This is a genomic window from Streptomyces sp. NPDC022552, assembly GCF_055561875.1.
In genome coordinates, this window is the sequence record NZ_JBVHGJ010000015.1 from 1 (window position 1) to 15,147 (window position 15,147).

Genomic DNA, 15,147 nt, shown 5'->3' on the forward strand with positions numbered 1-15,147 from the left:
TCGTACGCCTCGGGGAGGAACTCGATGTTCTTGAAGGTCCACCCGGAGTTCCGGTAGCCGGGCTCGCCGCCCGGGCCCTCCACGACGCCGTCGAGCGAGATGAAGGCCGTGCTGATCAGAGTGCGCATCGTGCAATCCCCAGTGTCTCGTCGCGTGCCCGGCGGGTCGGCCGGTACCCATCATGATCTCTGACTGTGGATCACGACGGAACTCATCGGTCGACGCCGGACACCCTCCGCGTCCGGCCCTCATTCCTCCGGCGGGACGCACAGCACGGGGACGGTCGACATGTGGAGGAGTTTGTGGGGCGTCGAGCCCAGCAGCGCGCCCCGCATGGGGCTCTCGCCCCAGCTGCCCACCACGATCACGCGTGCGCCATGGCGGTTCGCCGCATCGATCAGGGCCGGGGCCGGCTTGTCGTCGATGACCTCGACGGTGGTCGGGACGCCCGCGCGGTCGGCCTCCGTGACGGCGTGTTCCAGGCCGATCCGGCCGGCCTGACGGACCGCTTCGTGATGGGACGCGTACTCCTCGCCCGTCGGGCCGGGGGCCGCGGCGCCGTAGACCAGTACGAGACGCTCGTCGAACGCGGCGGCCACCTCGACCGCGATGCGCAGCGCGCGGGCGGCGCCGGGTGATTCGTCGTAGCCCAGAACGACCGACATCTCAGGTCTCCTTGCCGTGGCCGCCACCGTGGACCAGTTCGGGGTCCGCCACGCCCGGGCGCTCCCGCCAGAACGCGGGAGCCCGCAGACGCCACACGAGCATGATGACCACACCGGTGACGGCGATGCCGATGCCGATGACCAGCGGCGGGCCGAGGCCGAACCACGACGTGCCGCTGTAGGAGTTCGCCGGGTCCGACATGTCGGCGACGGACCTCACGAGGAGCCAGGTCAGCAGCCCGGCACCGACCAGGGGCCCCAGGCCGATCAGCAGGAAGTTGTGGACGCTCTCGAAGAGATGGCGGCGATAGTAGACCGCGCAGGCCAGGCCCGTGAGCGCGTAGTAGAAGGCGATCAGCAGCGACAGCGCGGTGAGCGAGTCGTAGAGGGCGTTGGAGCTGATCTGGCTCACCGCCAGGTACCAGGCGATGGCGATCGCGGCGACCCACCACGTACTGACGTCAGGGGTGCGGAACCGGGGGCTGATGTGGCCGTAGTGCGCGGGCAGCGCCCGGCGGCGCGCCATGGACAGGGCGGTGCGCGACGCCGGGATGATCGTCGTCTGGGTGGAGGCGATGGCGGAGGTGGCGACGGCGAGGAGCAGGACCCAGTCCCACCCGCCCAGTACGTCCCCGGCGAGCTGGGCGAAGATGAACTCCTCCTCGCCGGCGTTCTCGGCCAGGAACGTCGGACCGGCGTAGGCGACGACCGCGAAGCCCACGGACACGTACGTCACGAGCAGGATGACGGTCGACCAGAGGCCGGCCTTGCCCGGGGCGGTCGCGGAGTCCTCCACCTCTTCGGTGAGATTGACCGCCGATTCCCAGCCCCAGTAGATGAAGACACCCAGGAGGAGCCCACCGGTCAGCGCCGCACCGCCGGCACCGAACGGATTCAGCCAGCTGAATTCGGGGTCTACCGACGGGTACTTGCTCGTGCCGGCGTAGACGCTGTAGAGCGCCACGACCACGAAGATCAGCAGGCAGGCGACCTGCGCCAGGATGAGGACGTTCTGCACCTTGGCCGACAGCTCGGTGCCGATGACACAGACGGCCGTCATCACCAGGATGACCAGCACGGTGAGCAGCTGGCGTACGAAGGTGTTGTCCACCCAGCTGTCGAGTCCGAACGCGAGCAGGGCGAAGCTCACGGCCACGTCGGCGAGCGAGCCGACGACCAGGACCCCGGTCATCGCGATGGCCCAGCCGCCGAGCCAGCCGGCCCATGGGCCCATGGCGCGTGTGACCCAGGAGAAGGTCGTACCGCAGTCCTGGTCGACCTTGTTCAGGTAGTAGAAGGCCGAGGCGATCAGCAGCATCGGCACGAAGGACGCGAACATCACGCCCGGCGCATAGATCCCGACCAGAGCGACGATCGGGCCGATGACGGCGGCGAGCGAGTACGCGGGGGAGGTCGAGTTGAGCCCGATGACGAGCGCATCGACAAATCCGATCGCGTTGGCTTTCAGACCCTCGGGGCGCCCGGCGGGCGCAGCATCCTCGGCGGTCATGTTCCCTCGCTCCCGTCGAGCCAGACAGAACAGCGAGACCTACGCCTTCATCGTAGGGAGGCTCTTCCGTCCCTGCATGCGCACGTGGGCCGACCGTGTCGGAGCCGTGTCACTGCTCGCGCATGCCCCATGGCGCGCCGTACTCCGTGAGCAGGTCGAGGAAGGGCTGCGGCTCCATCGCCTCGGGGCCGAGTACGCCCCGGCCGTGCCAGGCGCCGGACGCGACGAGTTCGAGGGCGGCCACGGGGTTGATGGCGGTCTGCCACACGACGGCCTGGGAGCCGTACTCACGCATCGACCACTCGTTGTCGACGACGTGGTAGAGGTAGACCTCCCGGGGCCGGCCGTCCTTGGTTCCCTTTACCCACGTGCCCGCGCACGTCTTGCCGCTCATCCGGTCACCGAGGGTCGCCGGGTCGGGCAGACAAGCGGCGACGACGTCACGCGGCGAGACGGCGACCTTGCCCGTGGCGCCGTCCACGGTCACCGGGTCGGTGCTGTCGAGCCCCAGTTTGTGGAGGGTGCGCAGGACGCCGATGAACTCGTCGCCGAGGCCGTACTTGAAGGTGACCCGGCGGGCCTTCAGCCACCTGGGGACCAGCAGCACCTCTTCGTGTTCGACGTTGACGCACTCCACGGGCCCGATGCCCTCCGGGAAGTCGAAGACCTCCGGTTCACTGAAGGGTGCGGTCGTGAACCAGCCACGCCCCTCCTCGTAGACGACGGGCGCGTTGAGGCACTCCTCGATCGTCGTCCAGATGCTGAACGACGGTGCGAAGTCGTATCCGTGGACGACGAGGTCGGCGCCGTCGCGGATGCCGATCTCCTCGATCTCGTCGAAGAGCGTGTCGGAGGCGTAGCGGGCGAACACGTCGGACAGGCCCGGCTCCACGCCCATGCCCACGAGCGCGAGCCGGTCGGCCGCCTCCCACTCGGCCGTACGAGCGAACTGCTCGTCTCCCAGCTTGACGCCGCACTCCTCGTACGGGCGCGACGGGTGGGGCCGGGACAGGGACATGGCCATGTCGAGGTAGTGGGCGTGCTCGGCGAGCGCGGCCTCGAAGAGGGGCAGGACGAAGCGTGGATCGGTGGCGTTCAGCAGGACGTCGCAGCGGTGCTCGGCCAGGGCCGCTCGTACCGCGTCCGCGTCCGAGGCATCGAGCCGGGCGGCGGAGAATCTGCGCTCTTCGGCCCCGAGGGCGGCGACGGCCGCCTCGGCCCGGGTCGGGTCGTAGTCGGCGACGACGATGTGTTCGAAGAAGGAGCGGCGGGCCGCGATCCTGGTGATCGCCGTGCCCACACCTCCCGCCCCCACCATGAGGATGCGCATGGTGCAACACTCCTTCGTTCCGCCTCCGCCCCGCCGGGGCGCGGCACGGCCCTCGCGTCACCTCCGATGATGCCGCGTAGTCCCCGATTCAGCGCGTAGGCGTCGTCCGGACGACGGGGAGCCGGCTGGGCGGCCCGACCGGTACGGAGCTCGCATCGCCGTGGCGACGCCGGCTCGTCTCCGCTGACCACTCGACTGCCGGCGGTCGGTGCAGAGAACAGCCCCTGGCCGGCGCCGCGGGCCGAGGCGCTCGCCGCGGGCCGCCGCTCGGCCCGTTCGCCCGGCCGTCCAGTGAGACTCCGGACTGCCGGGCGTCAGGGGCATCGTGGCCGGTGCGGCCGGCGGTGGCGCTACAGCGGCTGTCCGCCCGGCCGGGTCTGCCAGAAGGCGCACTGGTGGTCCGACGCGAACGTCGAACTGGGCTGCGTTGCCTCCGGGTTGAGCGTGAGCACCGTGGCCGCCCCGGAACCGTTCCCGGCTCCGGTTCGGGCCGCGGGCCAGGGGGTCTGGCCCGGTACGGTCGGCGCGCCGAAGCGTGCGAAGGCGCCCCAGTAGCGCTTCATCCGCGTCGCGAGCGCCGTCTGGACCGGGGTCAGGGGCCGGTCGCCCGCCGTGAAGTCGTGCAGGTACGCCAGCTCGGCGCTGTGCGCGTTCGACATGTCGAGGCCGGGAACCTGCGCACCCGCCAGGGTCGGGGAGTCGGGGTCGTCGAACTCGTAGACGAACGTCGGCACCTGCGAGGAGAGGAGCCGCGCCGTCCACGCCGTGTGACACGCGAACGAGGAGTCGGTCATGACCGCCGACAGCGCCAGGTACGGCGAGCCGTACACCGAGACCGGGTAGCGCGCGAGCACCTCCGGGCCCGCCGTGCCGTACCCCGCGAGGATCTGCGCCGTGTACTCCGCCTCCGTCAGCCGCGGCTGCGACAGCGCCACGAACAGCCGCGACTCGGAACGGGTGCTCCCGATGAGCACGGGCACCTTGTTCCAGTCCCCGCTTCCGATCGCCGCCGCCGGATCCACCGGAAGCAGCCCGTCGCCCGAGGCCGGTCCCGAGGTCGGCAGCGTGCGCGCCGCCTCGACCAGCGCACCAGCCGGGGCGGCGCGCAGGCACGCGGCGACCCGGTCCGGGTCGGTGCAGCCGGCCGCTTCGGCGAACTCCCGGGCCTGCGTGGCGGCCCGCGCGCTGTCGGGCGTGCGGATCAGGGTGCACGGCCCGCTCTGCAGCACGGCACGGTGGAACAGGCCGGCCGCCGAGGGCGCCGCGAGCAGCCCGCACACCGAGCCGCTGCCCGCCGACTGGCCCGAGACGGTCACATTGCCGGGGTTTCCGCCGAACCCCGCGATGTTCTGCCGCGTCCAGCGCAGCGCCTCGACCTGATCCAACAGGCCGAAGGAGCCGGAGCGCCGTGCATTCTCCCGTACGAGTTCGGGAAGCGCCAGGTAACCCAGCTGCCCCAGCCGGTAGTTGATGCTGACCACGACGCTGTCGGTGAGGTCGGCCATCGTCCGGCCACCGAACTGGGTGCCGGTGCCCTGGCTGTACGCACCCCCGTGGATCCAGAGGATCACCGGCAGTCGGGCCCCCGCCCGGGCCCCCTTGGGCCGGTACACGTCCAGGTAGAGGCAGTCCTCGCTGACGGCCGAGGGGTCGGCGAGACCGAACGGCGAGAACTGCACACAGGCCGGCGCCTGGCGGTCCGCCTCGCGCACGCCGCTCCAGCGGCGCGGCTCACGGGGCGCCCGCAGCCGGGCCTCCCCGACCGGGGGCGCGGCGTACGGGACGCCGAGGAACTCCTGTGCTCCGTCGTGGTTCTGTCCGCGCAGCTTGCCCTGTGCCACGGTGACCACGGGTCGCGGCCCCGCGTCGGGCGCGGGGGCCGCGGTGGTGGGAGCCGCCGACGTGAACAGCGCCAGCAGCGCGAGGGCCGTACCGAGCAGGGGTCTTGCCGGAGTGAGCCGCTTTCCGGGCCGCTTCATCCGTCCTCCTGAGTGGGCTGGTGTGGAGCGGCGGTCAGGGACGCAGACCCGCGATCAGGGCCGATGTGGTGGCGTGGTCGGCGGGACCGGTGTTCCAGTTGGCGTTGATCGGACTGACGGCGATCCGGCCGGCACCGACGGCCTCCAGGTCCCCGCCCTTCGCCGGCGACCCCAGGTCCACCGTCACCTCGACCTTCCAGGTGCCGTCGCCGGAGTCCGCGAAGTCCGGTTCGAGGAGCGTCTGCGAGTCCTGGAAGGTGGTGGACACCCCGGCGGCGGTGCCCTTGCCGTCGGTGCCGACGACAGGGTGGTTCACGTTCAGGCCGACGCCCTTGGGCAGCAGCGGCCCCGACTTCGCCCGTACACGCAGCCGGTCGATGAGCTTGACGGCGAAGTCGAGCGTCGGACCCATCGCGTTGACGGTGGTGACCGGATCGGGCACGGAGAGGCCGCCCGTGCTCAGTGCGATGGCCGGTACGCCCGACTCCACCGCGGCGACGGCGCCGCCGACCGTACCGGAGTGGGTGGCGAGCCCGGCGACGTTCGGCCCGAAGTTGGTACCGGACACCACCAGGTCGGGGGCGTCGCCCTCGAACACCTCGGAGAGACCGAAGGCCACCGAGTCGCCGGGGGATCCGTCGACGGCCCACACCTTCGGCTCAGGGTGCTTCACCGTGATCGTGGGGGCGTTCGACATCTTCGTGCCGGTGCCGCTCTGGTTGGTGAGCGGGGCGACGATGGTGACGTCGTGCCCGGCGGCGGTGAGCCGCTCGAACGCCTTGCGGATGCCAGGCGCGTTGTAGCCGTCGTCATTGGTGAGCAGGATCCGCAGGGGGGCCGCGGGCCGCGTCGGCGCGGGGGCGTTCTGCGGCGAGGCGACGTCGGGCGCGACGGCGGCGGCGGGCGCGGTACCGGCGAGGGCCGCCGTGCACAGGATCAGCAGGGCCGGCGGCAGAACTCGCGTGCGACTCACAGGGGGCTCCTTGGAAGAGGGAGGGGAAGGGTGCCGGTGGGGCGAGGCGAGGGTGGCGGAGCTGGTGGAGCAGGTGGGACTGGGGGAGCGAGGGTGGTGGTGCTGAACCGGCGGGCACGTGACCCTCGGCATGCGCCCGCCGGAGCAAGGGCGGCCGGTCGCTTCGGCGCGGGTGCCTCCCCGCGGGCTGCGGCCGACACGGGCGGCAGCCGGCACGGGCAGCGGTCGGCACGGACCGGCCGGGATCAGCGCACGCCGCGGATCGGGAGGATGGCGAGCGCGCCGATCAGCGACAGGGCACCCCCGGCCAGGAAGAGGGGGGTGTACCCGCCCAGGCCGGTGACGATGGCGGAGGCGACGAACGGGGCGATGATCTGCGGCCCGGCGTTCGCGATGTTGAGGACGCCCATGTCACGGGCCGCGTCCTCCGCCCGGGGCAGGACCAGGGTGACGAGCGCGGTGTCGACGGCCATGAAGCAGCCGAAGGCGAGGCCGTTGAGGGCGCTGAAGACGAGCATGCCGGTCCAGGTGGGGCTGACGACGGGCACCACCATGACCAGTCCGGCCAGCGCGGCCGACACCCCGACGAACACCTTTCGGCGGTTCCAGCGGTCGGACAGCAACCCCCCGACGACGGTCGAGAGTGCCACCGCGACCATCGACACCGGCGTGAGGATCGCCATCGCCGCGGGCGGGTTCAGCCCGGCGGGCAGCGCGACGTGGTCGCCCAGGATGTACAGCTGGTAGCCGACGACGGAGAAGTAACCCAGGACCATCAGGGCGCGGCCGATGAAGGCCCAGCGGAAGTCGTGGTTCGCCAGAGCGGAGAGAAATGCCGCGAGTTGCGAGCCCTTGGGGGCCTTCTGCACGGGCTCGGTGCGAGGAGTGTCGCGGCAGAAGACGGAGAGGAGCAGGGCGGCGACTGCGACGATCGCGCCGAAGATCAGGTATCCGGTACGCAGATGGGTCGCGGTCTGCGAGGCGACGAGGACGCCGGCGGTTCCGCCGATCGGCATGCCGAGGCCCACGAGCGCCGATGCCGTTCCGCGACGGGCGGCGGGGACGCGGTCGGGCACGATCGCCGTGACCGCCGCCTGGTAGGTGTTCATCGTCGCCTGGACCAGGCACCAGCCGATGCCGACGAGCAGCGCGGTGGAGACACTGCCGAGGAAGGCCAGCGCGATCAGCGCGCCGATCGCGCCGCCGAGGATCCAGGGGTTGCGGCGGCCGCTGCGGTCGGAGAGGGCGCCCGCGATCGGGTTGAAGGCCGTCGCGAAGATGGCGCTGATGCCCCCGATCAGGCCCAGGACGGCGACCTTGTCGTCGGGTGCGATCGCGGCGACCTGGGTGGGCAGGAGGACGGAGCCGACTCCCATGTAGACCGCCATCATGGCGGAGTTGGCGACCAGCAGCAGGGGCATGAGCCCGCGCTGGCGCGGAGCTTCCGGTTCCGAGGTGGTGGCGGCGGTGGTACCGGTGCCGGCGGCGGGCGGATCGATCGGATCGGTGAGCTCGTTCGTGGCCATGACGACTCCTGGGAGGACGGAGCGGGGAGATGGAGGTGTGCGGGAACCGGGTGGGTCGGGGTGCTGGCGGGTGATGCACCGGTTCCGGGTTCGCGGGTGGCGGGCGGGCCGGGTGAGGGAGACGCCGCGTGAGCGGTCGCGCGGGGGCGGCGGTGTCACCGGAAGCCGCCGCTGACAGCTGCGGCCGACATGATGTTGTTACACGTGTTACCCGCAGCGCTTGGACACTGTGTAGCACCCATTTCCGGACTCGGCTAGAGCTTGCGCAGGGTCGTTGCGCAGATCGTGACCGAGGGGAGATGCGCACGTGGAGCACGTGTAACCATCCGACAGGCCACACTGACCAGGGCGATCGCACCTCGAAGCCGGCTTGCTCTTGTGGCGGGGGTCACGCATCCGCAATACTCCGTGCCCACCGCGAGGACCCCATCGCTCAGGCGCTGCTCCGGCACACCTCCGGCAGCCCGAGCCGACCCCGAACGCCCGTGCGGCGTACGACCCTCCGGCCGTACCACCCGGCGAGCGCGGCAGCCCCCTCCCCCGCCGCCGCCCCTCCCCCCGCTCTCCGGTGTTCGCGCCCTCAGGTGCACTGCGCTCCGCTCAGCCCCGTGACCGCCTTCCCGCGTGCCCCACCGCCCGGGGTGAAAGACCGTGAAAGGCCCGCCATGTCGCGTCCCTCCGACGCCCCCCTCCCCCGCGCCCCGCGCACCCTCCCCACCCATCACCTCCCATCGGCTCCGCCGCGCCACGCGCTCGCCGCGGGGATCACACTTCTCGCCCTGTCGCTGCTGATCGGGCTGCTGATCCGGGTCGGCGACCGCCCGTTCCTCCAGGCGCTCGACGATCGCTGGGCAGCCGCCATGGACGGCTCGCGCGCCGACGCTGCCACCGGGTTCGCCACCGTCCTCGACCGGCTCGGCGGCCCGCTCGGGGTGATCCTGCCGCTCATCCTGGGCGGCTGCCTCTGCATCTACGGCCGCTGGCGCTCGGCGCTGTACGTCTGCGCGGCCGCCGTGCTCTCCAGCGTCATCGTGGTGCTCCCCCTCAAGGATCTGGTCGACCGCCCGCGCCCGCCCCACCCCTGGGTCCTCGTCAACGACGGCTCGTTCCCGTCCGGCCAGGTCTTCAGCGCCGTGACGCTGATGACCGCGGCCGCGATCGTGCTGTTCCCGCCGCGTGCGCGACGCTGGTGGTGGCTGTTCGGCGCCGCGTACGTCGTCGCCATGATGTGGAGCCGCACCTGGCTGCACGCACAGTGGCTCAGCGACACCCTGGCCGGCGCGCTGGCCGGAGCCGGGACCTGCCTGGTGCTGTGGCGGGCCTTCGCGCCACTCCTGAAGACGGAAGCGGAGCGAACGGCGAGCAACAGCCTCTGGCTGTGAGAGGCCGGATCACCGCGATATGGCGATCAATTGACGGTCGACAGATTTCCGCAATACTCTCGAAAGGCCGGCGCGTGTTCGGCGCGCGGCCCAGGAAGGATCGACTCATGGCTCTCACCCCAGGCCCGGACCACACGTTGGTCGACCTCCCCGCAGGGCGCCTGCGCGGCGTGGTCGAAGACGGGGTCGCCGTGTTCCGCGCAGTGCCCTACGCCGCTCCCCCGGTCGGCGACCTGCGCTGGCGTCCGGCCCGGCCGCACCCGGGCTGGAGCGGGACCCGGGACGCGACCGCCGACGGTCCCAGCGCCCCGCAGCTGTACATGGAGGGCGGAGACCCGGTCCTCGGCGGCCATGGGTCGCCCCCCTTCGACGAGGACTGTCTCACCCTCAACATCTGGACCCCGGCGGCCGACGAGGGCCGCCGCCCCGTGCTCGTTTGGATCCACGGAGGCGGCTTCGTCTCGGGTTCGGGATCGCTGCGGAACTACTCCGGCGAGACCTTCGCCAGGGACGGCGATCTCGTGATGGTGAGCGTCAACTACCGCATCGGACCGCTGGGTTATCTGTACACAGGACCCGAGGAGGGCAACCCCGAAGGCGCCGGCAATCCCTGGCTCAGCGACCAGCTGGCCGCCCTGCGCTGGATCGCGGCCCACATCGCCTCCTTCGGCGGCGACCCGGAGAACATCACCGTCGCCGGTCAGTCGGGCGGCGCCCTGTCCACGGCTGCTCTCGCCGGGCTCCCCGAGGCCGCGGGGCTGATCAAGCGCGTGATCCTGCAGAGCCCGCCGTTCGGCCTGGACCTCCCCGGCCCTGACGCGTACGCGGACCGCACCGCCGCCTTCCTGGAACTGGCCGGCGTCAAGACCGTCACGGAGCTGCGCGAGCTGCCCTGGCCCGCGCTGATGGGCGCGACGGGCGGGCTCTTCGCCCGCACGACGCGGTGGGGCTACTGGCCGACCCCGTTCCTGCCCGTCCTCGACGGTGTCACCCTGACACGCCATCCGGTGGAGGCCCTGCTGCACGGAGCCGCGACCGGTGTCGACGTGATGATCGGCTGGACCCGCGAGGAGGCCAACTTCGGCTTCGCCCTCGACCCCGGGTACGCCGCCGCCGACCGCGAGCAGGTGACCGCCCGGATCGCCGAGACCTTCGGGGGCGACGCCGCGCCCGGGGTGTACACGGCGTACGAGCGTTCCCGGCCCGGCGCGCGCCCCGCCGATGTACTGATGGACCTGATCACGGACGAGCTCTTCCGCGTACCCGCCCTTCGACTCGCCGAGGCCAGGGCGGAGTCGGGGCGGCCTGTCTGGGCCTACCAGTTCGATCTCCCCACGCCGGCGCACGACGGCCGGCTGGGTGCCGCCCACTGCCTCGAACTCCCCTTCGTCTTCGCCAACTTCGACCAGTGGGCGCACGCGCCGTTCGTGGCCGGACTCGACCCGGCGGTCCGCGACGGCCTGGCGCGGACCATGCACCAGGCATGGATCGCCTTCGCCCGCACGGGCGACCCCAACCATCCGGAGATGCCGGCATGGGACCCGTACGACAGGGAGAGCCGCACCACGATGCGCTTCGACTCGGTGGTGACCGCCGTCGGGGACCTCGCCGGTGACTCGCGCCGCCTGCACGGAACGGACGCGTAGGAGCCGAGGTCGTGACAGGTGGGCCGCGCGAAAGTCACGCGCGGCCCACCGCACTCGTGATCTAACTCGTGTAACCTCGACGGAGAAAGCAGGCACAACCGCAGACACGAACCTTGCAAGGAGCGTCACGGGACGTCATGGCAGAAGAAACCCCCGTCCCCGCCTCGATCACGAGCGCCGATGTGGCACGCCTCGCCGGAGTGTCACGTGCCACCGTCTCCTTCGTACTGAACGACACCCCGGGCCACCGCGTCAGCGAGAGCACGCGCGCCCGCGTCCTGGACGCGGCCGACCGGCTCGGATACGTCCCGCACGCCGCCGCCCGGTCCCTGCGCGCGGGACGCAGCAATCTCGTCCTGATGCCCGCGTCGATCTCCGCGATCGGCCGGCTCGTCAGCGACTGGGTCGACGACCTGCACAGCGAACTCGACCGCCACGGCTACACGGCCGTCCTCCACGCGGGTCGCTTCAGCGATCCCGTCGACGCCGCCCGGGCCTGGGCCGAGCTGCGCCCCGCGGCGGTCGTCGCCCTCGACGGCGACCGACTCACCCCGCAGGCCGCCGAGTTGCTGCGCCGCGCGGGGGTCCGCGGGATCCTGGCCTTCGCGTCCCACCCCGTGTCCGGCGTCCACACCATCGGCTTCGACCACGCCCACATCGGCGCCGTGGCCGCCGAGCACCTGATCGCGCGCGGCCGGACCCGGATCGGCGTCGTCATGCCCCAGGAGCGCGGCCTCGGCGCGCTCGCCGAGCCGCGCCTCGCGGGAGCGGAATCGGTGGCCGCCCGGCACATGGCCACGGTCACCCCGCTGGAGCTCGCCTACACCCGGGAGTCGGCGACCGCGCTCGCCCGGCGCTGGGCGAGCCTGGACCTCGACTCCGTCTTCGCCTACAACGACGAGTACGCCGCGCTGCTCCTGCACGCGCTCCGGGCCGAGGGGATCGCCGTACCGGACGAGGTGGCGATCGTCGGCTCCGACGACCTCGTCCTCTCCGCGTTCCAGCAGCCCGCGCTCACCACGGTCCGCCTGGATCTCGCCTCGCCGGCGCAGGTCGCGAACGCCCTGCACGAGCTGATCGAGACCGGTTCGACCGCACCCCTCCCGGCCATAAGGGCCGTACTCGTCCACCGCCAGACGTCCTGAGCTTCCGCATCCCCATGCGGTACGAATCCCCGACGGCGCCCGGGCCCGCGCAGGGCCAGGGCGCCGTCGGCGTGGGCGCGGCCGGGCCGCGCGCGGAAGGTTGAGCCGCACGCGGTGGGTCGGGCCGCGCGCGGTCGGTCGCACCGCGCGTCGGCCGAAGCGCGCTCGAGGGAAGGCTGCTACGGAGCCGCCGGGGCGGTGTCCGGGGCCGTCGCGGCCGCCCCCCGGCGGCCGCGAGCGGCTTCCCGGGCGAGCGCCGGAGCGCAGAGCCACCACGCCAGCAGGCCCGCGCCGGCACCGGCGGCCGCACCGGCAGCCGTGTCGGTGAGCCAGTGCGCGTGGAGCCACGTACGGCTCCACATCATGGCCAGCGTGAACACCACTCCCCCGAGCCACCATGCCCGCCGCCGGGCGGCCGGGACCAGCAGCACCCCGACGAGTACGACGAGCAGCGCCGCCCCGGCCACATGGCCGGACGGGAACGAGCCGTGGTCGACACGGACCAGCGGGTTCGCCGGTCGTGGCCGGTCCACCAGGTGCTTGAGCCCCTGGACGACGAGCAGATTGCCGGCGAGATAGACGCCGAGCAGGAAGCCGACGGAGACCCAGCGCCCGCGGAGGAGCAGGAAGAGCAGCAGGGCGAGCGGTACGACGACACCCAGTGGGCCGCCGAACCAGTTCAGGGCCGCGGCGAGGACGGCGTACGGCCCGTCGTGCGGGCCGCCCATCCAGGCCAGCCACTGGTCGTCCAGGCCCTGGAACGGCGGTTCGGCCGGGTCGGGCCGGACGGCGAGGGCGGGCAGCGTGGCGGCGCCGAGCAGCAGGAGCCCCGCCGCGAGGACACCGGGCCGGCGCGCCGACCCCGCCTCGGTCGGCCTGTCCGTACGGGACGGCCTCTCGGCGAGCGGCGGTCTCTCGGTGACAGGCGGTCTCTCGGGGTGCGGGGAGGGGATGACCGGATGGGTGGACATGAGTGCCTCTCGCGACCGCGGGGGATGGCGCGGCCCTTGGGGTGGTCGGCGTATCCGCAGGACCTGCGGGACGGGGCCCGTTCGGACGGGCCGGACCGCCGACGGCAGCGGAAGAAGGGGGAGGAAGGAGTGGAACAGGGAGGGAGTACGCGGGCCGACGGTGGTGCACCGGCTCGGGAACCTTCCGGCCCCCGAGTCCGGCCGCCCAGCGGCCTCAGACCTTCGCGTCCAGATGCCGCGCCAGGAACGCGACGCTTTCCGCGACGATCCCCGCGATGTCCGTGGAGCCGAGGAAGATGTGGTCGGCGCCCTCGACGGGTCGCAGGGTCACATCGCCGCCCGCCCCCGCGAGGGCCTCGGCGAGCGCCTCGCTCTGGCTGTAGGGGACCAGGCCGTCCCGCGTGCCGTGGATCAGCAGGAAAGGCGGTGGGGTCGAGCCCGCGGCGTACGTGACGGGGCTCGCGGTCCGAGCCAGCGCCGGGCGCTCCGCCTCGGTCCCCCCGAGCAGGGCGTCGTACGGGTCGGGGAAGTCGCCGCCGGGGGGCATCCCCGGCAGCGGGTGACCGGCCAGGGCGGCGAGGTCGGAGACCCCGTACCAGTCGACGACCGCCCGGACACCGGTGTCCCCGGCGCCCACCCCGTGCGCGCCCTCCAGCGCCTCGGCGTCGGCGCTGTCCGGGCCGACGAGACCGGCGAGGGCGGCCAGGTGGCCGCCCGCCGACTCGCCCCAGACGGCGATCCGGTCCGGGTCGATGCCGAGGTCGTCGGCGAACCGGCGGACGTAACGGATCGCGGCCTTCACGTCGTGCAGCTGGGCCGGGAAGGGGGCTTCGAGGCTGTGCCGGTAGTCGATGGAGACGAGCGCGAGCCCGGCGGCCAGGACCGATCCGTGCAGCAGAGCGACCGGCACGGTCGGCGGCGGGTAGCGGCGGTCGCCGTCCAGCCATCCTCCGCCGTGGATCCAGACGACCACAGGGAACGGCCCTTCCCCTGACGGGACTTGGACATCGAGGAGCCGCGGGCGGTAGCCGGGCGTGGTGGCGTACGTGACCCCGTGGAAGCGGCGCACCCCGTGCTCGTCCGTCACGGGCGGCACCGGGGGCTGGTAGGGCGGGGGCGGCCAGGTCATGTCGGCCAGGTCGAGCTCGGCCGGGTGGGATTGCGTCATTGCGGCCCTTCTGCCGGCCCCGGGGTTCGGCGCAATTTGTCCGAAATGCTTGCGCCTGGCGCCCGGGGAGACGTAACGTGTTACACGTGTTATCAAAACTCTAGCGACGCGTTTCCGCTGACGACAAGCCCAAAAGCTGTCCGACTCTCGAGTTGGTTACACGAGTGACCGACCGGTCGCGTTGCGCATCCCCCTCTGGGAGCACGTCATGCTCGCCGCCACCGCCCACCCCGCACCCCGCGTTCCGGCCACTGACCGCCACTCGGTCCCCGCCACGCCCCGCGCCCCGGGCCGCACCCTCGCCGACTCCCCCGGCGCCGCCCCGAGCCGCCCCTCGGACCACATCCAGGCCTCCGCCCCCACACGGGTCTTCGTTCACTGGGTGCCCGAGCCCACCGCCGCGACCGTTCCCCTGATCCGCTCACGCGTCCGCGCCCTGCTCGACAGGTGGCGGATCACCACCGATGTCGCGGACACCCTCCTGCTGGCCGTCAGCGAGCTCGTCGGCAATGTCGTCCAGCACGCCGCTGCCGCGACCGGCCGGATGAGCGTCGCCGTCTCCCGCGGCGAGGGCTGGCTGTGCCTGCAGGTCGCGGACGGCGCGGCCGCCCCGCCCCGCCTGCCCGAGCCCGCCGCCGAGGTCGACCCGGACGCCGAGGGCGGGCGGGGCCTGCTCCTGATCCAGCTGATGGCCGCCGAACTGGGCGGCGAACTCGCTTTTCTCGTCCACGAGTTGGGCAAGTGCGTGCGGGTGCGGGTCCCCCTCGCCTGAGCCGCCCGGACGACGCCGCGAGACTCGGAAATATCGCGGAAAATTGACGGCCGCCAAATTATCGAGATACTTGCCCCATC

At 72.4% G+C, this 15,147-nt stretch carries 12 protein-coding genes and 1 pseudogene; 4 read left to right on the plus strand and 9 right to left on the minus strand.

The window, feature by feature from the left end:
* The 7 genes and pseudogenes from ACZ3OF_RS29830 to ACZ3OF_RS29860 all read right to left on the minus strand — a co-directional run.
* Positions 1 to 128, minus strand: a pseudogene (locus ACZ3OF_RS29830) (dihydrofolate reductase family protein); the annotation flags it as partial.
* A 120-nt stretch (positions 129 to 248) separates the two neighbouring features.
* Positions 249 to 665, minus strand: a complete 417-nt coding sequence (locus ACZ3OF_RS29835; RefSeq protein WP_361608872.1) for a universal stress protein — start codon at positions 663 to 665, stop codon at positions 249 to 251.
* 1 nt (position 666) lies between these two features.
* Positions 667 to 2,175 (minus strand): APC family permease, encoded by a 1,509-nt coding sequence (locus ACZ3OF_RS29840; protein ID WP_361676253.1) that lies wholly within the window; start codon positions 2,173 to 2,175, stop codon positions 667 to 669.
* A gap of 109 nt (positions 2,176 to 2,284) precedes the next feature.
* Positions 2,285 to 3,505 carry a saccharopine dehydrogenase family protein gene (locus ACZ3OF_RS29845; protein WP_467307846.1) on the minus strand — a complete coding sequence of 407 codons (1,221 nt, stop codon included), beginning with the start codon at positions 3,503 to 3,505 and terminating at the stop codon, positions 2,285 to 2,287.
* Positions 3,506 to 3,855: 350 nt separating this feature from the next.
* Positions 3,856 to 5,484, minus strand: coding sequence for a carboxylesterase/lipase family protein (locus ACZ3OF_RS29850; RefSeq protein ID WP_467307848.1), 1,629 nt, complete (start codon positions 5,482 to 5,484; stop codon positions 3,856 to 3,858).
* A gap of 34 nt (positions 5,485 to 5,518) precedes the next feature.
* The gene (gene surE, locus ACZ3OF_RS29855; RefSeq protein WP_361676244.1) at positions 5,519 to 6,457 is read right to left on the minus strand and encodes a 5'/3'-nucleotidase SurE; all 939 of its coding nucleotides are present in this window, start codon (positions 6,455 to 6,457) and stop codon (positions 5,519 to 5,521) included.
* Between the two features lie 245 nt (positions 6,458 to 6,702).
* Entirely contained in the window at positions 6,703 to 7,983 is a 1,281-nt protein-coding gene (locus tag ACZ3OF_RS29860; protein WP_361676241.1) for an MFS transporter, read from the minus strand.
* 665 nt (positions 7,984 to 8,648) lie between these two features.
* Between ACZ3OF_RS29860 and ACZ3OF_RS29865 the strand changes: the two genes are divergently transcribed.
* From ACZ3OF_RS29865 to ACZ3OF_RS29875, 3 genes are all read left to right on the plus strand, one after another.
* Positions 8,649 to 9,365 (plus strand): phosphatase PAP2 family protein, encoded by a 717-nt coding sequence (locus tag ACZ3OF_RS29865; protein ID WP_361676238.1) that lies wholly within the window; start codon positions 8,649 to 8,651, stop codon positions 9,363 to 9,365.
* Positions 9,366 to 9,472: 107 nt separating this feature from the next.
* Positions 9,473 to 11,011, plus strand: coding sequence for a carboxylesterase/lipase family protein (locus ACZ3OF_RS29870; RefSeq protein WP_361676235.1), 1,539 nt, complete (start codon positions 9,473 to 9,475; stop codon positions 11,009 to 11,011).
* A 137-nt stretch (positions 11,012 to 11,148) separates the two neighbouring features.
* Positions 11,149 to 12,156 (plus strand): LacI family DNA-binding transcriptional regulator, encoded by a 1,008-nt coding sequence (locus ACZ3OF_RS29875; protein WP_467307853.1) that lies wholly within the window; start codon positions 11,149 to 11,151, stop codon positions 12,154 to 12,156.
* A 179-nt stretch (positions 12,157 to 12,335) separates the two neighbouring features.
* Here ACZ3OF_RS29875 and ACZ3OF_RS29880 read toward each other — a convergent pair whose 3' ends face one another.
* Positions 12,336 to 13,127 (minus strand): phosphatase PAP2 family protein, encoded by a 792-nt coding sequence (locus ACZ3OF_RS29880; protein WP_467307855.1) that lies wholly within the window; start codon positions 13,125 to 13,127, stop codon positions 12,336 to 12,338.
* A 214-nt stretch (positions 13,128 to 13,341) separates the two neighbouring features.
* Positions 13,342 to 14,295: an alpha/beta hydrolase gene (locus tag ACZ3OF_RS29885; RefSeq protein ID WP_361676226.1), complete on the minus strand. Its 954-nt coding sequence runs from the start codon at positions 14,293 to 14,295 to the stop codon at positions 13,342 to 13,344.
* Positions 14,296 to 14,503: 208 nt separating this feature from the next.
* Here ACZ3OF_RS29885 and ACZ3OF_RS29890 point away from each other — a divergent pair, with 208 nt between their 5' ends.
* On the plus strand, positions 14,504 to 15,067 hold the full coding sequence (locus tag ACZ3OF_RS29890; protein WP_467307858.1) for an ATP-binding protein: 564 nt from the start codon (positions 14,504 to 14,506) through the stop codon (positions 15,065 to 15,067).
* Positions 15,068 to 15,147: the final 80 nt, after the last annotated feature.

Coding starts and splice junctions, on each gene's coding strand:
- ACZ3OF_RS29835 (WP_361608872.1), bottom strand. CDS start 665: ATGTCGGTCGTTCTGGGCTACGACGAATCACCCGGCGCCGCCCGCGCG.
- ACZ3OF_RS29840 (WP_361676253.1), bottom strand. CDS start 2,175: ATGACCGCCGAGGATGCTGCGCCCGCCGGGCGCCCCGAGGGTCTGAAA.
- ACZ3OF_RS29845 (WP_467307846.1), bottom strand. CDS start 3,505: ATGCGCATCCTCATGGTGGGGGCGGGAGGTGTGGGCACGGCGATCACC.
- ACZ3OF_RS29850 (WP_467307848.1), bottom strand. CDS start 5,484: ATGAAGCGGCCCGGAAAGCGGCTCACTCCGGCAAGACCCCTGCTCGGT.
- ACZ3OF_RS29860 (WP_361676241.1), bottom strand. CDS start 7,983: ATGGCCACGAACGAGCTCACCGATCCGATCGATCCGCCCGCCGCCGGC.
- ACZ3OF_RS29865 (WP_361676238.1), top strand. CDS start 8,649: ATGTCGCGTCCCTCCGACGCCCCCCTCCCCCGCGCCCCGCGCACCCTC.
- ACZ3OF_RS29870 (WP_361676235.1), top strand. CDS start 9,473: ATGGCTCTCACCCCAGGCCCGGACCACACGTTGGTCGACCTCCCCGCA.
- ACZ3OF_RS29875 (WP_467307853.1), top strand. CDS start 11,149: ATGGCAGAAGAAACCCCCGTCCCCGCCTCGATCACGAGCGCCGATGTG.
- ACZ3OF_RS29880 (WP_467307855.1), bottom strand. CDS start 13,127: ATGTCCACCCATCCGGTCATCCCCTCCCCGCACCCCGAGAGACCGCCT.
- ACZ3OF_RS29885 (WP_361676226.1), bottom strand. CDS start 14,295: ATGACGCAATCCCACCCGGCCGAGCTCGACCTGGCCGACATGACCTGG.
- ACZ3OF_RS29890 (WP_467307858.1), top strand. CDS start 14,504: ATGCTCGCCGCCACCGCCCACCCCGCACCCCGCGTTCCGGCCACTGAC.